The organism is Bifidobacterium biavatii DSM 23969 (assembly GCF_000741165.1).
In the GTDB taxonomy this organism is placed as follows: domain Bacteria; phylum Actinomycetota; class Actinomycetes; order Actinomycetales; family Bifidobacteriaceae; genus Bifidobacterium; species Bifidobacterium biavatii.
Window position 1 is genome coordinate 1 of record NZ_JGYN01000004.1, and the last position, 24436, is coordinate 24436.

General features: G+C 64.9%; 14 protein-coding genes. 3 read left to right on the plus strand and 11 right to left on the minus strand.

From position 1 onward, the window contains the following. Positions 1-415 precede the first annotated feature (415 nt). Positions 416-1666 carry a succinyl-diaminopimelate desuccinylase gene (dapE, locus tag BBIA_RS01305; RefSeq protein WP_033493453.1) on the minus strand — a complete coding sequence of 417 codons (1251 nt, stop codon included), beginning with the start codon at positions 1664-1666 and terminating at the stop codon, positions 416-418. Between the two features lie 474 nt (positions 1667-2140). On the opposite strand from dapE, the gene BBIA_RS01310 reads away from it, so the two are divergent. Beyond that, complete coding sequence (locus tag BBIA_RS01310; protein ID WP_033493451.1) at positions 2141-3082, plus strand: AEC family transporter; 942 nt, start codon at positions 2141-2143, stop codon at positions 3080-3082. Positions 3083-3168: 86 nt separating this feature from the next. On the opposite strand, the gene BBIA_RS01315 is transcribed toward BBIA_RS01310, so the two are convergent. The 5 genes from BBIA_RS01315 to BBIA_RS01335 all read right to left on the minus strand — a co-directional run bounded on the left by BBIA_RS01315 (position 3169) and on the right by BBIA_RS01335 (position 13944). Then, on the minus strand, positions 3169-3918 hold the full coding sequence (locus BBIA_RS01315; RefSeq protein ID WP_238548406.1) for an HAD family hydrolase: 750 nt from the start codon (positions 3916-3918) through the stop codon (positions 3169-3171). 8 nt (positions 3919-3926) lie between these two features. Next, the gene (locus tag BBIA_RS01320; RefSeq protein WP_033493449.1) at positions 3927-6224 is read right to left on the minus strand and encodes a beta-galactosidase; all 2298 of its coding nucleotides are present in this window, start codon (positions 6222-6224) and stop codon (positions 3927-3929) included. Between the two features lie 180 nt (positions 6225-6404). Then, positions 6405-8006 carry an extracellular solute-binding protein gene (locus BBIA_RS01325; protein WP_033493448.1) on the minus strand — a complete coding sequence of 534 codons (1602 nt, stop codon included), beginning with the start codon at positions 8004-8006 and terminating at the stop codon, positions 6405-6407. Between the two features lie 252 nt (positions 8007-8258). Continuing rightward, complete coding sequence (locus BBIA_RS01330; protein WP_160268224.1) at positions 8259-10292, minus strand: glycoside hydrolase family 53 protein; 2034 nt, start codon at positions 10290-10292, stop codon at positions 8259-8261. Positions 10293-10596: 304 nt separating this feature from the next. Further along, the gene (locus BBIA_RS01335; RefSeq protein ID WP_033493443.1) at positions 10597-13944 is read right to left on the minus strand and encodes a DUF5107 domain-containing protein; all 3348 of its coding nucleotides are present in this window, start codon (positions 13942-13944) and stop codon (positions 10597-10599) included. A 278-nt stretch (positions 13945-14222) separates the two neighbouring features. On the opposite strand from BBIA_RS01335, the gene BBIA_RS01340 reads away from it, so the two are divergent. Then, positions 14223-15104 (plus strand): AraC family transcriptional regulator, encoded by an 882-nt coding sequence (locus BBIA_RS01340; RefSeq protein WP_051923630.1) that lies wholly within the window; start codon positions 14223-14225, stop codon positions 15102-15104. Between the two features lie 270 nt (positions 15105-15374). Here BBIA_RS01340 and BBIA_RS01345 read toward each other — a convergent pair whose 3' ends face one another. Further along, entirely contained in the window at positions 15375-15737 is a 363-nt protein-coding gene (locus tag BBIA_RS01345; RefSeq protein ID WP_033493539.1) for an endonuclease domain-containing protein, read from the minus strand. Between the two features lie 672 nt (positions 15738-16409). Here BBIA_RS01345 and BBIA_RS01350 point away from each other — a divergent pair. Next, positions 16410-17600, plus strand: coding sequence for an aldose epimerase family protein (locus tag BBIA_RS01350; RefSeq protein WP_051923631.1), 1191 nt, complete (start codon positions 16410-16412; stop codon positions 17598-17600). A gap of 307 nt (positions 17601-17907) precedes the next feature. On the opposite strand, the gene BBIA_RS01355 is transcribed toward BBIA_RS01350, so the two are convergent. The 4 genes from BBIA_RS01355 to BBIA_RS01370 all read right to left on the minus strand — a co-directional run bounded on the left by BBIA_RS01355 (position 17908) and on the right by BBIA_RS01370 (position 24262). Further along, positions 17908-20139 carry an alpha-galactosidase gene (locus tag BBIA_RS01355; protein WP_081891821.1) on the minus strand — a complete coding sequence of 744 codons (2232 nt, stop codon included), beginning with the start codon at positions 20137-20139 and terminating at the stop codon, positions 17908-17910. Between the two features lie 132 nt (positions 20140-20271). Continuing rightward, entirely contained in the window at positions 20272-21756 is a 1485-nt protein-coding gene (locus BBIA_RS01360; RefSeq protein WP_033493441.1) for a Maf family protein, read from the minus strand. A gap of 107 nt (positions 21757-21863) precedes the next feature. Continuing rightward, positions 21864-22862, minus strand: a complete 999-nt coding sequence (thrB, locus tag BBIA_RS01365) for a homoserine kinase (RefSeq protein WP_033493439.1) — start codon at positions 22860-22862, stop codon at positions 21864-21866. 86 nt (positions 22863-22948) lie between these two features. Next, positions 22949-24262: a homoserine dehydrogenase gene (locus tag BBIA_RS01370; RefSeq protein WP_033493438.1), complete on the minus strand. Its 1314-nt coding sequence runs from the start codon at positions 24260-24262 to the stop codon at positions 22949-22951. Positions 24263-24436: the final 174 nt, after the last annotated feature.

A 24436-nucleotide genomic window follows, 5' to 3' on the forward strand; every position in this document is an offset into this window, starting at 1 on the left:
GGCGACGGGGAGCGGGAGCGACGGGCTGGGACTGAGCGGGCTGGGCCGGCTGAGCGGCGGCGGAATCCGCCGAACGGGACGACGAATCGGGTACAACGTTATCTGCGGCTCCGGCGTCACCGAAGCCCTCATGGTTCACACTGGGCACAATGCTCCTAACGACGCGCTGCAATCACGTCGTCTATGTCAAAGCCCCATGCGGCTGTCACACCACGCTCTCACCGTGGCCGCGCATCGATTGCGCCCGCATAAAGCAACGGTCAAAAAGTCCTTGCTGCGACGGCGGACACCGGCCACGCGGAATTCACACGCGAGGGGATCGACGCCATCGGTTGCTGCGGCGGCTTGCAGCACCGCCACTCTCAAGTATGACACAAGAATTGACAATCGGTGAACAACGACGGAATCGCGACGTCTACCGAAGCCACGTCTCCAGAATGTCGGCAAGCAGGGCGAGTTCGGACTCGGGAAGCTGCTCGTCGTGCTTGTGGGCGAGCAACGGGCTGCCGGCGCCAAGGTTCACGGCCGGAATGCCGAGGATCGCGAACCGCGCCACGTCGGTCCATCCGAGCTTGGCGAGCGGGTCACGGCCCGTGCGCTCCTTGACGAGGCGGGACAGCGAGACGGCCAGCGGCGAATCCATGCCCGGGCGGGCGCTCGGCGATTCGTCCTTCATCTCGATGCCGAAACCCTCGAACATGCCGCCCGTGGCGACGTGCTCGCCGTTGCCGAGCTCCGCGCCGCAGTCCGCGCCCATCATGAGCGCCTTGGCCTCGGCGATCGTCTTGTCGGGCGCGAACCGGTAGTTGACGTGCACGCGGCATTCGTCGGGGATCACGTTCGTGCCCTTGCCGCCGGAAATCAGCGTCGCATTCACGCCCTCGCGGTAGACGAGGCCGTCCACCGACACGTCGGCAGGCTCGTACGCGGCCAGGCGGTTCAGGATCTCGGCGGCCTTGTGGATCGCGTTGTCGCCCATCCACGCGCGCGCCGAATGCGCGGCCACGCCGTGCGTGACCACGTCGAAGCGCATCGTGCCGTTGCACCCGCCCTCGATGCCGCAGTCGGTCGGCTCGCCGATGATCGCGAAGTCGCCGGTGATCCAGTCGGGATGGCTTTCGACCACCTTGCGCAGGCCGTTCTTCTCGGCGGCGACCTCCTCGTGGTCGTAGAACACGTAGGTCAGGTCGTACTTCGGATCGATGCCGCCGGTCGTACGGTCATCACCACCGCCGTTAAGCGCAGCGGCCAGGTATAGCATCACCGCGTCGGACGCCTTCATGTCGGTCGCGCCGCGGCCCCACAGCACGCGTTCGCCCGGGTGGGAGGCGGCCACGTCCTCGCGGATCAGCGGATCGCCGGGCTCGAGCCAGCGCGGAGGGAAGTTGTCAATCACCGGCACCGTGTCGATATGGCCGGCCAGGATCACGCGCTGTGGCTTGCCGAAATCCGTGCTCGCCACCACCGTGTCGCCGTGGCGGCGCACGGTCAGGTGCGATTGTCTGCGCAGAAACTTCTCCACCTCGTCCGCAAGCGGCGTTTCATCGTCGCTTACCGAATATGCTCCCATGATCTGTTCGAGCAGGGCCGCAAGCGCCTGTTCGCGCGTCGCTCCTGCGGGAAAACCAAGTTCGGTCGCCGTCTGCTGTGCCAGTTCGTTCGTCATGCGCCTCATCGTAGCGGGTTCCGCCCTTCCATTCCCCGCCCGTCCCAAGTTCCGGGTGCCGCGGCATGAAACAAGCGACACCGCTCCTGATCTTTCTCCTTTCTCAAAATCCAGCGGTGAATTGCGTTCCGTGACAAAGGCTTTTTGCAAACCGAGAGGTGTTCTCGTCCCGCAAGACCGTCAACCGGCACCGGATCCGTGAAACTCCCGGAGGAATTCAGGGGCATACCGCGCCCGGCCGCCGCTCAATTTTGAAGAAGGCCTCGGCGGATGCCAAAAATCACCGCTCAATGTGCAGAAAACCTCACCGAGCCGTCTCGGTCACCCGTAATGCGACCTGCGATAAGACCCCGCCACACAATTAGACGGCGTGTGGCAGTATGGGATAGGTTTCAGATTCGCGGGGCCCGCGCAAACGCAACGCCCGCGGAACATGCGGTGTTTTTCGGCCGAAGGCAGCGGAAAAGAGGGATTATGACGGGTTTGTTGAGTGCAATGGAAGGCTTCTGCGTCATCGGCATCGTAATTTTTGCGGGATACATAGCCGCGCGCATGCAGATCGGCGGCTCGAGCGCGCAGATGGTGCTCAACAGGTTCAGCTTCTTCGTGTCGAGTCCGTGCCTCATGTTCGCGATCATGGCGAAGGAGCCGATCTTCGATATCTTCCATTCGTCGATCGTCGTGGCGTTCTTCTCTGCGATGCTGGTGGGCGTGGTCTTCCTGATCCTCAACCGCATGTTCTTCCACATGAGCGCGCCGGACGCGATCATCGGCTCGCTCAACTCGCTGTATCTGAATTCGAACAACATCGGCCTGCCGATCGCCACGTACATTCTCGGCAACGGCGCGCTCGTCGCGCCGATTCTGGTCATGCAGCAGGCGCTGTTCACGCCGATCGGCCTGACCGCGCTCGACGTGACCACCAAGGGCAAGGTGTCGGCCAAGGCGATTCTCAAGCAACCCCTGCATCAGCCGCTGCTTATCGGCTCGCTGCTGGGCATTCTGCTGTCGGCCGTCAACGCGAAGACCGGCTGGTTCATTCCGAACTTCCTGTACGACCCGATCAACATGATCGGCGAGTCCGCGGTGCCGATGATCCTGATGGCGTTCGGCATGTCGTTGCACGGCACGAAGCCGCTGCAGCAGAAAGGCGACATTCCAGCGATCTTCACGGTGGCCGTGCTCAAGAACATTGTCATGCCGATCATCGCGTTCCTGCTCGCGTACTTTGTGATGGGCTTCCGCGGCAGCGTGCTGTACGCGTGCGTGGTGCTCGCCGCGCTGCCGACCGGCCAGAACGTGTACAACTATGCGGCGCGCTACAACGTGGGCCTCACGTTCGCGCGCGACGGCATTTTGATCTCGACGCTCACCAGCCCGGTGTTCATCGCGATCATCGCCGCATTGCTGAGCTAGCGAAATCGCGATGAACCGTCGCAGCACAGCCGCTCCCCTCGCCTACGGACAGTCTGGACTGTCCGCTTAACGGCTCGGCATCGCGATCATCGCGGCGTTGCTGAGCTGAGCGGGTCGAGCGCCCGCAGGTCGCTGACGACCGGGCATCCCACGGCCGTCGGATCCAGAGGGACCCGCGCGCAGGCGTTGACGCCGATGACGCGCACGCCTGCGGCCCGCGCGGAGGCGATGCCGGAGGCGGAGTCCTCGAAGGCGAGGCACTCCCCCGGCGATAGGGCGTCTGGTAGCCGGTAGCCCGACTGTATTTCGGCTGACGTACGCTGACGCTGACCGGCCTGCTGCTGATTGCCCGCCTGCCGGCCCAGCCATTCGCCGGCCACCCGCACGCCCGCCGCGTATGGCGCAGGATCCGGCTTGTGCGCAAGCGCGTCATCACCGCTCACTATGCCGACAAACGTCCCGACGGGCGCAGCCACCACTACCCGTTCGGCCAGCGAGCGCGGAGAACCGGTGACCAGTACCGAGGGAATCCCTTCACGAACCAAAGCCGTCATGAGATCCCACGCGCCCGGCGTCCACGGCACCGAATCCGGGAAAAGGTCGTACTGTCGAGTCACATCCGCGATCAGCGAGTCGATAATGCGATCGTCCGTCTCGTTCACCCCGGCCTCGCGCAGCACGCGCGCACATACGGGCAACGGGGCCGCGGTGAGACGACGTGACAATCCGTCGCTCCACGTGACCCCGTGCCGCTCGGCGCAGCGGCGTTCCGCGGCGACCCACATCGGATCGGAATCGACCAGCGTGCCGTCCAGATCCCACAGCACCGCCCGCATCGCCACGCTCACGCCTTGCGGAACGCCACTTCGTACACGGGCTTCACGGCCACGGACTCCAGCGAGGCGATCTGCTCGTCGGCGTGCTCCATGCGCGCGGCCATCGGCGAGTCGACGTTCACGTTCACGCCCTTCTTGAGCGGCGTGATCACAAACACGAGTCGGTTGCCGGCGGCGCGCACCCGGGCGGCGTTCTCCTTCATGCCGATGTCCCACACGTCGCCGTTGCAGAAGTTGTCGCTCAGAAGCTCCGCGTTCGCGAACATCCAGCCGATGTCGCCCATGTAGCGCACCTGCAGCAGCACGTCCTTGACGTGGTCGCCGTCCATGAAGTCGTCGGGCAGGGTGATGGCGTACCGCTTGTCGCTGAGCTGTTCGACCTTCGGTTCGACGTGCGTCGGCTGCAGCGAGACGGTGAGCGAGCCGAGCGGCGATTCCCCGTCCATGACGTCCGTTTCACCGTTGCCGGCGGCGAGATAGCCGGCCGGGTAAGTTTCGACGCGCACGTCGCCGTCGGTCGTTTCGACGCGGATTTCGTCGCCGTCGCGGTAGGCCGCGCCCGGCGCGAACACGAGCGCCTCGCCGTCGATCACGGTCAGCCTGTCGGCCTTGGCGCGGCTGAGCACGACCACGTCGACCGACGCGGCGCCCGCCGTATCGCCGCCGCGCACGGTGAACTTCTGGAAGTCGGCCTCGCCGTCCACGTCGATCACGGTGCCGTCGGCGAAACGCATCCACGCACGGCCCATGCCGTCGGGGCGCAGGAACACGAACGTGCGTCGTGCGGCGCCCGGCAGCGTGACCACGGTGACGGGCTGCACGGTCGCAGCAACGAGCGTCACGCCGTCGAGGTCCATGTTGAACGGCAGCACGCAGTTCTCCTCCGGCGCGAGTCCGATGCCGTCGAACGTCACGTGGCTGCCGTCGGCGAGCGCGATCTCGATCGTCTCTCCGTGCTTGGCGACCATCTCGTCGTGGTCCTGGAAGTTGTTGACGAACACGAATCCGGAGCGTCCGTCGGTGCGCACGCAGTAGCGCAGGCGCTCGCGGTTGGTCGGTTCGATGCCGGCCTGGTCGGCGGGTACGACGACGTCCATCGGCACGAAGCGTTCGGCGAACGTGGAGCCGAAGTAGTGCAGGGTCTTCATGCGGCCGTACGATTCGCGCACCTGCCCGTATTCGCCGAGTCCGGACTGGTAGTCGTAGGATTTCTTCGGCACCTGGCCTTCGTTGAGGTAGACGCCGTGGCCGGTCGGGTTGGTGCCGCCGTGGTACATGTAGTAGCCGAGGAAGTTGCAGCCGGATGCCATTTTGATGTTGGTCATCGCGTCGACGGATTTCATTGGCAGCACGAAGCGGTAGTTGTACGAGTTGGTCATGCCGCCGCCCATTTCGCAGCACGCGTACGGCTTGTCCTCGGGCTGGTAGCTCGGGTCGAATTCGTCGCCGCGCGGGCAGCTGTTGGAGTGGAAGTCGCGGTACAGGTACTCGTCGGTGACGGGATGGTCGCCGCCGTGCGCGTAGAACAGCCATGGACGGTACGCGTAGCCGCCCCACAGCGGCAGCACGTCGTCGGGCACGGGCGCGCCGCCCCAGCCGGTGGCCGTGTAGAACGGCACGTCGATGCCGACTTCGTGCGCGATGCCGCGCAGCGCCTCAAGATAGGCGATGCCGTCGGAGCCGCCGGGCACCCATTCGTCGGAGATGCCGGTGGTCATTTCCCACGGAGCGGACGAGTGCATGTACTCGTTGTCGAGCTGCGCGCCGATGATCGGGCCGCCCTGGTCGAACAGCAGGCCGTCGACCTGCTCGTGGATCTTCGTGTACAGTTCGCGCACTTCTGCGAGCCAGCCGGCGTCGAGCGAGCGGGCCTCGTAGTCCTTGCCGTACACCCAGTCGGGCACGCCGCCGTTGCGCACTTCGCCGTGGTCGAACGGGCCCATGCGCAGGATCATGTACATGCCGTGCTTGGCGCACAGTTCGGTGAACTTACGCAGGTTCTTCGAGCCGGTGAAGTCCCACTGGCCTTCGATTTCCTCGTGGTGGTTCCAGAACACGTAGTTGGCGATCACGTTGACGCCGCCGGCCGCGCATTTGGCGAGTTCGTCGTCCCAGCGGGACTCGTCCATGCGGGAGAAGTGGAATTCGCCGCTGACGCCGAAGAACGGCTTGCCGTCGAGCGTCATGTAGTAGTTGGTGAAGTCGATTTCGTGGCCGTCGGGGCTGGTGTTGCGCGTGCGGTCGACGATGTCGAATGGTCGGATCGGTCGCTTGACGAAGTTGGTCAGATCGACGACGTGGTTCATGATGTTGCCTCGCTTGGTTGCGTGTGTTGGTTGGTTGCGTGTGTTGGTTGACGATTGCTTGATGATCGGCCGCGTTGATGGCCGCCTTGATGGCCGCGGCAGTGTTCGGCCGCGCGACGCGTTGTGCGCGCACGCGCGGCCGGTTTGCGTATGACGCTGGAATGGCGGGAATGCCGCGGCTTACTTGGTGTACTTGTCGTACCACTTCTGCCACAGGGTGACGTTGTCGTCCATGCCGAGCTGCTTGAGCTTGGCGACAAAGTCGCTGAACTCGCCGTCCACACCGCCGGAGACGATCCAGCGGGAGATCACCGGCATCGCGTAGTCGAACATCTGCGTGTCGTTGTTGGAGATGGTCGTCGAGTCGGTTTCGTCGGGGCGCACGTAGTCGGGCAGCACGTCCTTGGTCAGGTCGAAGTGCTTGTACTGTTCGGCGTACACGTCGTCGGCCTTGCGGAACGATTCGAGGAAGTTCACGTTGTCGACGGTGATGCCGTCGGGCACCCAGCCGGCCGCGCTTTCGCCGCCGAGCGACGGGCTCTTGCCGTCATCGTTCCACGAGTCGTAGTAGGCGTCGGTGAGCTTGTACTTGGTGTCGGATTCCTTGGTCATGTATTCGGGCACCGCGCCGTAGATCTGCTCGAGCGTGGTTTCCGGGTCGTACAGCGCGTTGACGATCTTGAGGATCGCCTCCATGTTGGGCGCGTCCTTCTTCACGGCCACGCGGTTGTTGGCGAACATGGTGGTTTCCACCGAGCCGTCCCATGTCACCTCGTCGGCCGACATGCCGGGGCCTGCCGGGGCGGGCATGGCCACGTACTGGTCGCCCAGATCGCCGAAGTCGGTGGCCGCGTAGGCGAACGCGACGCCGACCTGCGCGGTTTTGCCGTCGGACTTGAGTTCGGCGGTGTACTTTTCGGATGCCTTGGTGATCGCGTCGGATGGGATGAGTCCCTTGCTCATGAGTTCGTGCAGGTACTTGACGACCTGCTTGAATTCGTCGATGGCCATGAAGTTGCCGACCTTACCGTCCTTGACGTAGATGCCCTGCTGCGAGGCGCCCGAGTTGAAGTGGGTGACGATGCCCAGCGAGTTGAGGAACAGGAACGGGTTGTACCAGCTCGGTCCGAAGCCGGACGCGTCGAATTTGACGATGTTCATCGGGATTTCGTCGGCTTTGCCGTTGCCGTTCGGATCCTGCGTCTTGAACGCCTCGAGCACCTTCTCGAGCTCGTCCCACGTCTTGGGGATTTGCAGGCCGAGCTTGTCGAGCCAGGTCTTGTTGATGAGCATGTGCTGGCCGGAACCGTAGTACTGTTCGCCGCGGTCGGAGGGCAGCACGTACACCTTGCCTTCGGGGTTGGCGACGAGCTTCTTGGCGTTCGGCTTGGTTTCGAGGAATTCCTTGACGTTGGGCATCTGGTCGAGATGCTGGGTCAGTTCCTCGAACTGGGGCATCTGGTCGGCGTCGGACGGGTCGAACGCGGCGATGGAGATGTCCGGCACGGAGCCGGAGGCGAGCATCGGGTTCTTCTGCTGCGTCCACGCGGTGCCGCCGACCTGCGACCATTTGATCGTGCAGTCGCATGCCGCGGTGAGCTTCTTGGTCCATGCCAGATCCTTGAGGGACCGGACTTCGGAGCGGGTGACGACCATGACCTCGACGAGCGGCTTGCCGTTCTTGTCGGTGGCGCCGGCCTGGGTCGTGCCGCCGCATCCGGCGAGCACGGTTGCCAACGCGGCGCTTGCGGCCATTCCCGTTATGATTTTCCTGCTGTTCATTCTTTTGCTCCTTCGCAAGGGGTCCGCACGTCTTCGATGCGGTTTGTGGTGTTCCTCTTGGTTTTTACTATACCGTCGAACCGCGTTGCCTTCGCTCGAGAAATTGCCAGTAGATATCAAAATGTTGCTTGCGTATGACCGTTGGCCTACCGGCGTTTGCCGCATGCACATCGCCACATACGCGTTGGCGCGCAGACGATCGTCCATCGTCTGCGCGCCAACGTCGACTACGCCTTATGCCTATGTCACCGGTCAGCCGTTGTACCGGTACGCGTCGAACGCCGGCAGCGCGCGTCCGTCGAAGTCGAACAGCGCGGTGTTGTCGACCACGTTGCCGCCGGGCATGTCGTCGCTTTCGCGGTACGACCAGTGCACGTTGCCGTTCGCGTAGATCATCACCGGATCCCAATACAGGTCGCCGATCGCCATGCCATCGGGCACGCCGCGCAGCTCGTTAAACAGGTCGATCAGGAAGTCGCGCTGCAGTTCGGGCGAGCTGGTTTCCGGCCCGCCGTACGGGCCGTTGTTGGTGAGCTGTCCGGGGTATCCGGCGCCGTTGTTGCCGGTCCAGTTGAAGCCGGTTTCCATGATCATGATCGGCTTGCCGAACTCATGCGTCACCTTGGTGGCGAACTGCGCGAACTGTTTGGCTGATTTTTGCGTCCAGAACGGGTAAAACGACGAGCCGATCACGTCGTAGTCGACGCCGTGGTCGCGGGCCGCGCCGAAGTATTCCATGTAGCGTCGCGTGTTGCCTCCGTCGTCGACGTGGATGATGATTTTCGCGTCCGGGCACAGTTCGCGCACGGCGCGCGCGCCGGCGTTGTAGAAGCGCGCGAGTGCGTCCCAATGGTCGAGCGAACCGTATGGCAGCAGCATGCCGGAACGCGTTTCGTTGCCGATCGACACGAATTCGGGCGTGGTGCCCTGCGCGTTGAGCCGGTCGAGCGTGTCGGCGGTGTATTCGTAGACGAGCCGTTCAAGCATGTCCACGGCCGCGTCGTCGCCGAGTCCTTCGATCTTGCGCTGCCAGGCGTGCGGCACCATTTGTATGCCGGGGTTGGTCCACGTGTCGCTGTAGTGGAACGACCATTGGATCGCCATGCCGGCGGCTTTGGTGCGCCGCGCGAGTTTGAGCCCGTCGGCGACTTCGTGGTAGCCGCCGGGAATGTACCAGCCGTCGCCGCCGTGGCCTTTGCCGGTTTCGTTGAAGACGCGGATGCGCACGATGTTCCAGCCGTTGGCGCCGGCGAACGCGATCGGGTCGACTGGCTCGCCGTGTTCGTCGCGGAATACGCCACCCTGGTCGATGACGTACGGCACTTCGGTGATGTCGCCGCCGATGTACAGCCGGTACGGCTCGCCGTCCTGCCGCACGTCGCGTTCCAGCCGCCAGTCGTCGAATTCGCAGACTACGTCGGAGCCGGTCCCGCCTTCCGCATGCACGCCGACGGTCAGACTGCCGCCGGAGACGACGATGCCGCGCACAGTGACGCGCTTCCATTTGTCCTTGTCCTGCGGCCGGAACGCGTTGCGCGGCACGGCGGCGCGGCGCACGTCGTCCCGAGCCAGACCGGTCGCATGCGAATCACCGGTCCCGTCCGGCTCGCCCGGTTCGGACCCGGCATACACGTAGCACTGCCGCCATCCGCCCGGATTGCGCGTCATCACGGTCAGCGTGTAATAGCCGTCTTCCAGCCCGTCGATACGAGCGCGCTGATCCTGCATGTCTCCCCCGCGTACCGTGACCGGCTGCCAGATCGGCATGCCGGACCTTCCGCTTGCACCGACCGAGCCGGAAGCGCCCGCTTCGCCGCCGTCTCCCGCCGCGTCGAGATCGCCGGTGCGTTCGATCGCGACGTCGTCGATGTAGCCGACGAAATCCGGCGACGCGATCGGTTCGACGTAGATGCGCACGTCGAGTTCGCCGTCCGCTTCGACGCGCACGCCTTCGAGCCTGATTTCGTCCCATGTCTTCTCGCCGTCGATCTGCACGGCTCCGGCGCTGGCGATCGGCACGGCGTCGCCGTTGGCTTCGAAGCGGCTGTCCTTGAGCGGGCCGTTGGCCCACACCATCAGGCTCAGGTCGTAGATGCCGGGTTTGGCGTGCACGTCCTGTGACAGCAGCGTGTCACTGTTCTCGCGGTTGATGAGCAGCGAACGTTTGCCGGAGTAGACGGTTCCCGGCTCGCTCGACGCGTGGATCGCGCGTGTCGTCGTCCATCCTTGGACCACGCCGTTCGAGTCTGCGGTTTCAAATCCTGCGTTGTCAATGGTAACGGTCATCGTTGCCTTCCGTTTCTGTTGGTTGTTCATCGTTGTCATCATTGATTGACTGTTCGCGCGCGGTCCGGGCTGGGTTTTGCAGTCGGCCGCGCAATCGCGCGTCCTGCAGTCAACAGTATAGTGATCTACCGGTGTATCACACAAGGGTTGAGTCGTCGCGGCAACGCTCCGCGGCATCGAACCGAGTACGTCCGCGCAACGCGACAAGGGCCGGCGACATCCGTCCACCGGACGGACATCACCGGCCCAGCCGCAACCCGGTCACATCATCGACCCGACCTTGTCGTCGCCGCACCGGCTATCGTCACAGCACGTGGCGGTTGGCCAGCTCGTCGGCGAACAGGTTCGCCTGAATGTGGCTCGGATCGAGCGCCAGCGCGTCGTTCAGGAACTTCGCCGCGGCGTCGTGCTCGCCCATGCCGATGTTGGCCAGGGCCATCAGGTAGAGGCAGTGGATGCGGTTCATCTTCGTGTAGTCGTTCTCGAAGATCAGGAAGTCGGGCAGCGAGACGGCGAAGTAGTCGATCTTGACCTGGTCGTCGAGGTGCTGCTCGCCGTAGTCGAGCAGGCGGTAGAAGCGCGCGTTGGCCTGTCCGGTTTCGCCGAGGGCCGCGTGGGCGAGTCCCTGGAAGAGGATCATTTCGGCGGGCTGGTCGTTGTAGTACATCGCGCCCTTCACCTCGTCGGGGCCGATGGTGGCCTTGCGGAATTCGGCCCGCGCCTCGTCCTCGTGGCCGAGCTCGCGCTCGACCAGGCCGAGGTAGCAGTGCAGGTCGTTGTCCTTCTGGCCTTCGAGCTTGCCTTCGCCAAGGTTCTCCGGATAGCGCAGCGCCTTGGTGAGCAGCTCCTTGGCGCGAGTCCAGTCGTCGGCCGCCATGGCGTCCTTGGCGAGCAGGGTGAGCGCGATGCGGTACTGAGCGGTGATCTTACCTTCGCCGCCCTCCCACGGGTGGAAGCGGCGCTGACCCATGAGCTCGTACGCCTTCGCATAGTTGCCGGTCAGGTTGAGCACAGTCAGGTACTCGATGTACAGGTCGTCGCGTTCGACCACCACGTCGAGGTGCTTCTCGAACTCGGCGAGACGCTGCTCGTACGTCCAGCCGATCTTGCGGTGCAGCTGGTCGGTTTCGAGGAACACGCGCGCGTCCGACTCGTCAAGACGGTATGCCTCTTCAATCTCGCGCTGGGCCGCAGCCGCGTCGCCGCGCTTGTTGTAGTAGGCAAGCGCGAGGTTGCGGTGCACGGTCGGGAAGCCCGGGTCAAGGTCGCGGCTGGACTCCCACAGTGCGATCGCACGGTCGGCGAGCGTCTTGTCGTAGAACAGGCAGCCGAGATAGTACGGGGCCTTCGCGCCGTTCACCGTCTTGATGGCGAGCTCCAGCGGCGCGATGTCCTCGAGCTTGTTCGGGAAGCAGTAGTCGCTCGGCGCGGCTTCGGCGGCCTCGAACGCGGCGCGAGACTCGGCGTCGCGGCCGAGCTGCGCGAGATAGTAGCCTTCGTAGTACTTGACCATCGGCTTCGTCTGGTCGGCTTCGGCGAGCAGCGCGAGCGCCTCGTCGTACGCGCCGAACAGCGCGTAATCGCGGGCAGCCTGCAGGTAGTTCTCGTGGAAGCCGCGCATGAGTCCAGCCAATTCGGACGGATCTGCGCCGGCGATCACACGCTCGTTGCCGGAGACGAAGTCGAATTCGTCGATCTTGAGGTTCTCGGCGAGCGCCGCGGCGGCATCGTCCGCGCGTCCCAGCTTGCGCAGCACGTAGGCGCGCAGTCCGCGGGCCTTGATGTTCATCGTGTTGCGGGTCAGCGCGTTGTCCACGTACTCGAGCGCGTCGGTCCAGTCGCCGCGGCGAGCGGCGATGGCGGCCATGTAGAAGAACGCGCGTTCCTTCTGCGCGTCGTCCCACGTGGCCTTGAAGAACGCGTCGAACGCCTTGTCGTATTCGCCCTGGTAGAACAGGTCGAGACCGAGGTTGTAGTGCGGCTCGGAATCGTACGGCTGCGTGTTGTGCTTGGTGAGGCGCTTGATCGCGTTGCGGAAGTACTGTTCGGCGTCCTTGAACGCGCCGCGGCGCAGCAGCAGTCGGCCGTACGCGTTGTTGATGCGCGCGTCGAGCGGGTCGCGCTTGAGGCCCTCAAGATAGTACGGGTCGGGCATGTAGGTGGCGTGACGGTACTGTTCGAGGTGCGTGCCAGCAAGGAACAGTTCCTCGTTGGTGGCGATCTTAGCCGGTTCGTCGGCGGCCTTGGCCGGCTCGGGCAGCTTGTCGATCTTCTTCGGCTGCGGCGTGTAGTCGATGAGGACCGTGCCGTCGGCGGAGGCGACGGTGGCGGTGATGTCGGTCGGCTTGGCGTCGCCGGTGTTGAATTCGGCGCGCACGATGTCGTTCGGGCTGATCGTGCCGGTGTACTGGTACAGCGTCGCACCGGTGCGGTTGTCGGTGACGGTGACGGTCGCCTGCTCGTACACGCTCGTCGCGTACACGGTGACGCGGCCCTGACCCGCGACGAGTCCCTGCGCCTCGATGCCTTCGGTTTCGCCGGCCGCGCCGAACGTGTCCTGCGGGCCGATTTCGAGGTTCACGGCCGCGTTGATGGACGCGTTCTTGACCTGGCCCACGCCCTTGTACGGCATGAAGTACTGGGTGAACGTCTTGCCCTCGTACGGCTTGAGCCACGTGAAGTCGGGCTGGTTGTCGGTGAACACGCCGGTCATGAGCTCAACGTACGGGCCGTTCGCGTCCGTCAGGTTGCGGTCCCACGCGCGGCCGAAGTCGCCGTTGCCCCACGTCCACTGCTTCTTGCCCGGGGAGACGTGGTGGTCGGCCACGTGCAGGATGCCCGCGCCGACGCCGAAGTCGTAGCCGCCGACGAAGTTGTAGTCGGAGTGCGCGGCCATGTAGCTGGTCGGGACCGGCACGTTCTTGTAGCGGCCGATGTCGACGCCCTCGGAGTAGTCGTGCTTGTAGTAGGTGCCGGTGGCGATCGGGTAGCGCGAAACGTCGCGCTTGCCGTGATCCATGACGGCGGTCACGTCCGGCGGCATCACGGTCTTGGTATGCTCGTTGACCGGCACGGCCGGGTTGGCCCACCACAGGAAGGTCTGCGGCAGCGCGGTGCCGTTGTACAGCTGCGCGGTGATCTCGATGTACGCCTTGCCCGGGTGCAGCGCGATCTTGGTGACGACCTGCGTGCCGTACATCTGGTCGGTGTCGTGGCACAGCACCGCCTTGCCGCCGTCGGGCAGGTCCTCGACCTTGTAGTCGACCGGCAGGTAGGTGGTCGGGCGATGGTGCTGCGGCCAGTTGAATTCGATGCCGCCGGAGATCCACGGGCCGGTGAGTCCCACGAGCGCCGGCTTGATGACGTCGTTGCGGTAGACGAAGTCGTAGTTGTTGGTCTTGTCCTTGGCGTACTGGATGCGGCCTCCGAGTTCGGGCAGGACGGTCACTTCGAGGTACTCGTTTTCGATGATGACGGCCTTGTAGGCCTTGTCGCGCTTCTCGTCGCTGATGGTCTCGATGACCGGGTACGGGTAGACGCGGCCCGAGCTGCCCTGATAGACGCGCTTTTCGATGAATTCGGGGTTCTTGTCCGCCGCGCCGATCTCGTAGGTGGGGATCGTGACGACGGTGTCCTTGATCGTGACGGCCATGATTGCTGCTCCTTCATTGGAAACCATGCGGCTTTTCAGTTCCGCATGATGCGTAATGTATTGATTACTTGCCTATAGTCTAAATCCGCGGTTTATGGCTTCTTTCGAGTTTTCCTGCCCTCAGATAGATAAAAATTGCTGTCAATAATGTTGGTCATGCGAGTGTCGAAACGTTGCCGAAGATGTAGAATTATTGCCATATCATGCACCGTTGCATGGAATACTTGGAACGGAACGGCGCCGCGTACGTCCAGCGTCCAACGGGAAGGAATCAAGCAATGAAGCCGGCAGAGCACAGCATTCTCAACGAAGGTTCGGATTTCTACATCTACACGCCGAGCAAAACCGCATTGCGCACGTTCTTCTATCCGCTGCGCGTCGGATCGTTCCGCTACGAACGCGGCTACCGTCAGGAGCGCAGCTCGTTCGACAGTTTCCTGCTCATGGCCATCCGCCGCGGCAGGTTCGCCGTCTCGACCGGACAGGGCGAGCAGATCGCCGGCGAAGGCAGCTTCGCGCTCATCGACTGCTACGACCACCACTCCTACGGCGCGCTCGAAGACAGCGACGTATTGTGGCTGCACTTCGACGGACCGCAGGCGCGCGCCTACTTCGAGCTCATCAACGGCAAGCTCGGCACCGTGTTCTCGCTGCGCGACCCGAGCTACGCGCTGACCCGCCTGTCAGGCATCTTCACCACGTTCCACACGCAGCAGCGCGTGTCCGAGCCGAAAATGGCGAAGCACATCACCGACATCCTCACCGAATTCGCGGTGGCCGCCTCCGACAGCACGCCGTCGCCACAGCGTCAGCCGCACATCATCGAAAACGTGCTCTCGTACATCGCGAACCATCTGAACGAGCCGCTGCCGATCGACGAACTGGCATCGATCGCGTACATGAGCGAATATCATTTCATCCGCGTGTTCAAGAAGGAAACCGGTTACACGCCGCACGCGTACATCATCGACTCGCGCATGCACGCCGCCAAATACCTGCTACTCAACTCGGATGTCGCGCTCAAGCAGCTGTGCGACGAGTGCGGCTTCACTGATCCGAGCGCCTTCTGCGCCGCCTTCAAACGAAAAACCGGCATGTCCCCCATGGAATTCCGCCAGCACGGCGCTCCCTCTCCAGACCCCGCCGACGCCCGCCCCTAGCCGGCTATACGGGCTCTTCGCATTTTGGTGTGTATGAGTTGCACAGTCCGAGGTATCGGAATCGCGCTGTCGCGCGATACTGTGCTGCTGGCTCGCTGCCGCTCGCCCCCATGCTTAGAAACGCCTCTGATGCTGGCGGTAGCCTCGGCCCCCTCGGCTGAGGGGGCTGTCGACCGAAGGTCGACTGGGGGAGCGTCGCGGCGCTGTGCGCCGCCAACCGGCACGGCATCGCGCGTACCACGATTCCAATACCAGAGCCGCAACACCCTCTTATCGCATTACAATCCTTGCTGCCACCACCCGGTCGATCTTCACGCACACCTCATTGAACATGCGATCCACTTGATTGTTCGCGAATCTCAGCACCAATAGGCCTTCAGCCTCCAGATCCTTGGTGCGTTTGGCATCTTTCGCTTGCTGTTCCACCGTGTAGTGACCGCCACCGTCGAGTTCGACCACAAGCCTGGCCTTCGCACAATAGAAGTCGACGATATACCGGCCGATTGGGGTCTGCCGCTGCCAACGCAACATATGAGTGTTTAAGAATCGGTACCAGAGTTTTCTCTCCCATGGGGTCATGTTCCTGCGCAGTTGCTTGGCTATGGGCGTGTTGGTTTTGTCGTATTCCCTCATGGGTTGAGTGTAGTGGATGCGCGGGTGATATCGGAATCGCGCTGCGCGCGATGCCGTGCCGGTTGGCGGCGCATAGCGCCGCGACGCTCCCCCAGTCAGCCTGCGGCTGACAGCGACCTGCAATTGCGGACAGCCTTACGGCTGGCTGTTTACTGGCTCGCTATCGCTCGCTCCTCGCCTAAAAACAGTCCACTGGACTGTTTTCTTAACGGCTCGGCCTATCCGAGGGGGCCGAGGCTACCGCCAGCATCAGAGGCGTTGCCGGGCATGGGGGCGAGCGACGGCGAGCCGACAATACAGTCAGCCGAAGGCTGTCCATGATTGCAGGACGCCGAGCTACCGCCAACACCGCAGTGTGTTGAAAAAACCAAACGCGACGGCCGGGCCGCCGCCGGGAACATGGCATTGCGCATGAGCACAATACCGATTCCATCGCGCGATCGCGCGATACTGAGATTGCGCTGCCGCGCAATCTCACGACAACGCTGCATCACGCGTAGCGTGATTCCGATACCACCGGACAGCCAACCATACACAACACAATACGAAGAGCCGTTATGCACGACCACCAACGGTCGCAGTCGGGTGTCGACGCTGCATCGCGCAGTTTTCCGGCACTGGGCGGCAACTTGACGATATGGCTGCCGCGTTTGGCGGTTCTATGGTCGAAGCATGTCTTCTTCGACGCATCATGCGCATTCCGCGGCCGCCAGCACGGTCGTTCCCGCAGTCAATTCCACGGTCTCCCCCGCCATCGTTCCGACGGTCGCCCCGGCCGCATCCGCAGCAACCGACGCGCCCTCGGCCGCGCCGGCGCTGCCGCAATCGTTCACCATCGGCGACGCAGCCGGTCTCGCCGTCACCGTCACCGACTACGGCGCCCGTCTCATGGCCGTGACCGTGCCGGGTCGCGGCGGCCGCGCAACAAACGTGCTGCTCGGCCGTCCGACCGCCGCGGACTATCTCACCGACGACTGCTATCTCGGCGCGATCATCGGACGCAACGCGAACCGCATCGCCGACGCGACGTGCGTCATCGACGGCGCCGTCTGCCATCCGGTCGCCAACGAGGGCACGAACAACGTGCACAGCGGACCGAACGGCTACGATCGGCGGCTATGGGCCGTCGCGGATCGCAGCGAACGCTCGCTCACGCTGGTGCTGCATTCGCCGGACGGCGATCAGGGCTTCCCCGGCGCCATGGACGTGCGCGTGCGCTACGAAGTCGACAACATGACGCTCCGCTGCGACATCGACGCCGAATGCACGCGCAGCACTATCGCCAACATGACCAGCCACGCCTACTGGAATCTCGCCGGCGAGTCAAGCGGCGACATACTCGACCAAATATTGACCATCCCGACCGACCGCTACTGTCCCACGGACGAACGGTTCATTCCGCTTGCCTGCGAGCCGGTCGACGGCACGCCCATGGACTTCCGCGCGCCAAAACGCATCGGCGACGCCATGCGGGCCGGATTCGAGGCCGGCGACGCGCAGCTCGCCGCCGCGCGCGGCTACAATCACGCGTTCGTGTTCGAGGACGCGCACGGGCAATTGCCGCACGCAACCTCCCTCAACCCCCGCACCGGGCTGCGCACGGTCGCGGTCGCGGCAAGCGAACGCACCGGCATTCGCATGACCGTGCTGTCGAACGCGCCGAGCGTGCTGCTGTACAGCGCCGGGTTCCTGGACGGCGTGCCCGGCACCGGCGGCCGAACGTATTGCCCGGCGGCCGGGTACGCGCTGGAACCCGGATTCGTGCCGAACGCCGTCAACAACGCTTCCGAACGCTCGCCGCTGCTGCCGGCCGGCAGCCACTATCATCTGGCGATCCGTTGGCGGTTTGACGCGGTCGGCTGAAATCGCGCCGAGCCATATCGCATCGGACCATATCGCGCCGGGCCATGGCGGAACCGTCGTGCCGGGCCATATCACGGTTTCATCACCCTCATCTCGCAGTTGTAGGTCCCCGACAGACGAATACGCCCTGGATCGGCGCGGAATGATCTGCCCCTGCCATTGGAAAATCAAGGGTTTTCAATCTCCGGTGGGCAGGCGACGTCCGTTCGCCGCCGATCAGGGACCTACAACTGCGAAATGCCCTGTGTAGGCGGGACAACCTTGCGGCCATCCCGCCCTCACAGGGCCGATTCCCGACGATCGGCGATCACACGCGGTCGACGAGGTAGACGCGCGAGGCGAAATCCGGGCCGAGATCGGTGTCGTCGATGCCGATGTGCATGAGTTCGCCGCCGGTGCGCGTCGCGTCGAACTTGCCGTCGGAGGAGACGATGTGGTACGAGGCGGTTTCGTCGAGGCCGCGCATCAGCAGGCGCGACTTGGGCCGGTTTGGCACGCCGAGGATCACGTAGTCGCCGACGATCGCGTGCGCACGATCGGCCGACACGCTCATCCACGCGGCCTGACGGTGGTCGTACGGCGCGCGCAGACGGTACAGGTCGCCGTTGTGCAGCAGCGACGCGTGCTCTTTGAAGAACGCGACCTGCTTGGCGATCTCGTCAAGATCGGACTCGGGTACGCTGGTCAGGTCCATTTCGTAGCCGAACGTGCCGAACATGGCCACGTTGGCGCGCGTGGCGAGGGACTCAGAACGGCCGGTCTGGTGGTTCGGCGTGATGGACACGTGCGCGCCCATCGTGGCGACCGGGAAGAAGTAGCTGGTGCCATACTGGATCGACAGGCGTTCGATCGCGTCGGTGTCGTCGCTGGTCCACGCCTGCGGCGAATACGCGAGGATGCCGTAGTCGAAGCGGGATCCGCCGGACGCGCAGCCTTCGATGATGAGGTCGGGGAACGCGGCGAACAGGCGCTCGTACAGCGCGTACACGCCGAGGATGTAGCGGTGCATGATCTCGCCCTGGTGCTCGGCGCCGCGCGTCGCGTCGAACGCTTCGGAGATGAAGCGGTTCATGTCCCACTTGATGTAGGCCACGTTCGCGGTCGAGAGGATCGCGTGCATCTGGCCGTAGATGTTGTCGACGACGGCCGGGTTGGCGAAGTTGAGCACGTACTGGTTGCGGTAGACGGACTGGCCGCGGCCGGGCGTGGCGATGATCCAGTCGGGGTGGGCGCGGTACAGGCCGGAGTCCTTGTTGGTCATTTCCGGCTCGAACCACAGGCCGAAGTCCATGCCGAGCGCGTTGATTTTGCGCGCGATGCCGGCGATGCCCTCGGGCAGGCGGTCCGGATTGGCCACCCAGTCGCCGAGGCCTGCCCGGTCGGACGTGCGCGCGCCGAACCAGCCGTCGTCGAGCACGAACAGTTCGATGCCGGCCTTCTTGGCGAGGCCCGCGAGTTCGAGCAGTTTGTCTTCGGTGAAGTCGAAGTACGTGGCCTCCCAGTTGTTGATGAGCACCGGGCGTTCGCGGCGCGCCCACTGCGGGCGCTGCAGGTGGTCGAGCACGATGCGATGGAAGCTTTGGCTCAGCGCGTTGAGGCCGTTGCCCGTGTAGTCGAGCAGCGCTTCGGGCGTGGCGAATTCGTCGCCGGGGCCGAGCGCCCACTGGAATCCGAGCGGGTTGATGCCGAGCTGGAGTCTGGTCGCGCCGTACGTGTCGACTTCGGCGTGCAGGTCGAAGTTGCCGGAGTAGACGAACGCGAGGCCGAACGCTTCGCCCGCGTCCTCGGTGGTGGCGGGCCGCGCGAAGATCGCGTTGGGGCTGAAGTACGGGCCGCTTGCGCCGCGCAGCGATTCGATCTGCTGGATGCCGGGGTGCAGCGGCTGCGTGTGCGGCTCGCGTTCGCGCGCCCACGCGCCGGTGAATTCGGTCATCGTGTAGTCGCTGTCGGGCAGGTCGAGGCTGAGGCTGGCGGCGCGTTCCAGCGTGAGCTGCTGGTCGCCGTCGTTGCGGATGACGGCGCTGCGCGCGATGACCGGTTCGTCGCGGAAGATCGTGTACCGCAGCGTGACGGCGAGACCGATGAGCTCGTCCCTGAGTTCGATGGACAGCGTCGCGGCCTCGTCCGCGGCCGCGTGCGTGGACGGCATGCCAGCCAGTGCGGGCTTGCCGCCGGCGATCGTGTGGCCGACGTAGCGCAGGTCGGTGACGTGCGATCCGTTCGGCTGGCCGACTTCGATGGCCGGGTGGCGGTAGTCGCCGCGGCCGAATTCGGGGTAGGCGAAGCGCTCGTGTTCGGCGTAGCGCGACGCGCCCTCCTCCACGGTGGACGACTGGACGCGGAAGCGATCGTCGACGAGGTAGCCGAAGTCGCCTGCCGCGGGCACGGCCGCGCCGGTGTACAGGTTGACGAGCTTGCCTTCGAGCACGCCGAGGATGACGCTGACCTGCCCGTTGTGCAGGTGGAACTGGACGGGCGCCTGGCTTGCGGGGTCGGCGTTGACGGTGATGAGGTTGGGGAACGACTGCGGTTCAGCCATGGCTTCGATGCTCCTGAGATGATGTCGCTGAGTGTCTCTGGTTACGCGCGCCGCCACCGCCGTTCGGCACCGGCACGCCATTCGCACCCCAGTCTAGGACCACCCCAAGAGTTAACGATAACTCTGCGCGAATCACTCGCCGCGATGGTCGACCGCGATCGCGTCGAGGCGGGCGCGGAAGCGCGGCCAGTCGGTCTTCATCGCGGTCAGGAGCTTGCGGTTCGGGACCTCGTCGATCGGAATCCACTCGATCTTCATGCTCTCGTCGTCGTTCGCGCGAGGAGTCACCGTGTGCCCCGGCTTCTCGAACGCGAACACCGTGGTGTACGCCCACGTGCCGTGGTCCTCGCGGTAGGAGCCGACCACCTCGATATCCTCCGGCGTAATGTTCGCCTCCTCGTAGCTTTCGCGCAGCGCGCCCTCGATCGGCGACTCGCCGTCCGCGGTGGCGCCGCCCGGAATGCCCCACGTGCCGCCCTCGGCGCTCCACGCGGCGCGGTGCTGCATCACCACGTCGGTCACGTTGCCGGCCGCGTCGCGCCGGGCCAGCAGCACGCCGGACGCACCGTTCGTGCCCCAGTGCCGGCGCCCGCACGCGCAGTCGATCCATCCGTCGCCCGGCTGGTGCACGTTCTCCTTGGGCGGGGTCAGCCCGCGCGGATCGGCCTTGTCCGACGGGAACAATTCGCCGCGATCCACGTTCCACAGATCGGTCCATTCCACGCCGAGCTCGCCGGTCAGACGGCGCAGCAGCGGCAGGCTGATGCCGATAATGCCGTGCGGATCGCCCTCGATCGAGTCGATGAACGCGCCACCGAAGCCCTCCAGCGTGAACGATCCCGCCACCTCGAGCGGCTCGCCGGTCGCCAGATAGCGTTCGATGTCCAGGTCGGAATAATCGCAGAAGTGGATCTTCGCATAGCTCGTGCCGCGCACCGCACGACCGGACGCGAAGTCGATCAGGCAGTGGCCGGTCCACAGTTCGCCGGTGCGCCCACGCATCGCCTTGAGCCGTTCGCGCGCCACGTCGACGCTGTGCGGCTTGCCATAGCATTCGCCGTCGAACAGGAACATCGAATCGCAGCCGACGATCAGCGGGCCGACTTCGGCGCGTGTGAGTCCCGGCTGCATGGCGACGACGTTCGAGATCGGCTCGGCGACCGTCGGCACGTCCACGCCGGAGAAGTCGCGCGTCGTCGCGTTCGCGTCGTCGCCGGCCGCCGACTTGCCCATGTCGGGAGTGCCGGCCGCAGCCACGGCCCCCGGCACGTCGTCGACGGACACGGTTCCGTCGGCCGAATCGTCGCGTTCCGTTTCCCGCGCGAGCTGCGCGGACTGCAACGGGTAGGCGATCACGCGCTCGCCGGTCGCCGCGGCGGCCGCGTCGGCCACGTGGCGATACGCCTGATACACGGCGTGCGCTTTGGCCGAGGCGAGGATGAGCACGCGCTTGTCGACGGTAAGCGTCTCCACGTCGACGCCCTCCTCGCGCGCGGCGGCGGCCAGTGCGGCCGGCTCGTCGACGTGCGAGACGCGGATGGTCGGACAGATGCCGGCCGAGTACAGCACGTCGCGGCGCGGCTTCGACTTGGATGCGAGAATCAGCGGAATGGACATGACTGGCCTCACTTTTCGCTTGGAAAACGCTCGGAATAATCAGACCGGGGCGCGACCCGCACCAACGGACCGCGCCCCGGGTTCTCCAGCCATGCTACCGCACGCGATTACTTGCGCTCGATTTCCACGCCCTTGGCGTTGACGGTCGGGTGCAGCACGCGCCAGTGGCCGTCGGACAGGCGGTCGCCGGCCACATGCTCAATGGCTTCGGCCTCGTCGCCGTAGTGCAGCACGAGCACGCACGGGCCGGCACCGGACACCATGGCCGCGTAGCCGCGGGAGCGCAGGGCTTTGATGAGCTCCCACGAGGGGGCCATGAGGTCCTTGCGGTACGGCTGGTGCAGCCGGTCCTGCGTGGCGGCGAACAGCAGCGCGTTCGGGTCGGAGGACGCGGCAAGCGCGCCCGGGTTCATCGCGGCGGCCATGAGCGCCACGCGCGACACGTTGAACACGGCGTCCTTGTACGGCACCGCGGCGGGCAGCGCCTCGCGCGCCTTTTCGGTGCTCAGCTCGTAGTCGGGCACGAACACGGCGGTGCGGATCTTCGGGTCGACGCGGTACTTGACGGTGTGGAAGCCGCCGTGCAGCGGCTCTCCGCCCGGGATTGGCACGGAGCCGACGCCTTCGGCCGTGTCGAAGTTCCACGAGACGGTCATGCCGCCGTAGACGGCCGGCGCGACGTTGTCCGGGTGTCCTTCGATCGCGGCGGCCAGTTCAAACACGGCGTCGCGGTTGAGGTCGTCGTCGTGCGCGAACGCGGCCGCGGCGGCGATGCCGGCGACGATCGCCTCGGCGGACGATCCCATGCCGCGCGCCTGCGGGATGTTGTTGTGTGCTTCGAGGATGAAGCCCACACGGCCCAGGCCGAAGGTTTGGCAGGCGCGGCGGAAGGTGGAGACCACCAGATGCGTTTCGTCGCGCGGCAGCGTGTCCTCGCCCTCGCCGTAGATGAGCACCTGCGCGGCGCGGTTCGACGGGTCGGCGCTCAACGTGAACGTGAGCTCGTCGTGATAGTCGAGCGCGAGGCCGACGGTGTCGAAGCCGGAGCCCAGATTGGCGCTCGTGGCCGGCACGCTGACCTTGACCTGTCTGCAGATCGGTTCCATGTGTCCCCCTATGAAAAACTGAATCGAGCGCCGCGCGATGACGTGCTATCGGCCTCGCGCGGCGCTCCCGATGCTGTGGGCGCCCGTCAGTCCAGCACGCGCAGGATCGACGGCTCGCCGGTCACGAAGTCGAGCTTGCGCACGGCTTCAACGGTCTTGCGCAGCGTGACCTCGTCGGTCTGGTGCGTGACGATGCGCAGCTGCTGGATTTCGCCGTCGTAGCCCGGGTCGTTGAGCGTGGGCTTCAAGTCCTGGTTGACGCCGTTGATGGACACGCCGTTGTCGGCGAATTCCTTGGCGATGGCGGCCAGCACGCCCGGCTTGTCGTGGATGAGGAAGCGCACAGCGAACGCGGCGCGGCTCGCCTCGATCGGAGCCTTGGGCAGGTTGTTGTACATCGGGATGGTCGGGCCAGTGCAGCCCTGCGCGATGTGGCGCGCCTCGGCGACCACGTCGCCGACGACGGCGGAGGCGGTCGGCGCGCCGCCCGCGCCGCGGCCGTAGAACATGAGGTCGTCGGCCGCCTCGGCCTTGACGAAGATCGCGTTGAACGAGCCGTGCACGGAGGCCAGCGGGTGCGTTTCGGGGATGAGCGCCGGGTAGACGCGCGCAGAGACGCCCGCCTCGCCGTTCTCGACGACGGCGAGCAGCTTGATGACCTTGTGTTCGGCGGTCGCGGCGGCGATGTCGTCGGCGGTGATCTTGGTAATGCCTTCGACCGACACGTCGTCGATCGTCACGTTGGTGTGGAAGCCGAGCGTGGCCATGATGGCGGCCTTGTTCGCCGCGTCGTGGCCCTCGATGTCGCCGGTCGGGTCGGCTTCGGCGTAGCCCCTGGCCTGTGCGTCCTTGAGCACGTCGTCGAACTGGAGACCCTTGGTGGTCATCTCGTCGAGGATGTAGTTGGTGGTGCCGTTGACGATGCCGAGCATGCTCGTCACCTTGTCGCCGGCCAGCGATTCGCGCAGCGGCAGTAGGAACGGGATCGCGCCGCCCACGGCCGCCTCGAAGTAGATGTCGACGCCCTTGGCGGCGGCCGCGTTGTAGATTTCGGGGCCGTACTTGGCCAGCAGCGCCTTGTTGGCGGTCACGACGGACGCACCGGATTCGATCGCGGCCATGACGAACGTGCGGGCCGCGCCGGTGCCGCCGATGAGCTCGATGACGATGTCGGCGTTCGTGGCGACCTTCATCGTGTCGGTGGTCAGCAGCGACTTGTCGATCCACGGATAGTTCACTTCGTCCGGGTCGAGGCAGGCGACGCCGACCAGTTCGATCGGACGACCGATGCGCGCGGCAAGCTCGTCCTTCTGCTCGACGAGCAGGCGCGCGGTCTGCGATCCTACGGTTCCCGCGCCCAGAAGTCCCACGCGGATGGGGGTTTCGTTCAGCTGTGCCACAAGCATCCTTTCGGCCAAGTCCGCCGGTCGGCGGCCATCACAATTCCTCCACCATCCTACGAACCGAATTCGACACGCCGCAGCGCAACGTTCCTAACTAAAAACATCAGACGTCTGTCCGTCCCCGCTTCCAAGCGCGAGTAGCCCTCACGGACGTTTAGTTTTCGCGGACGC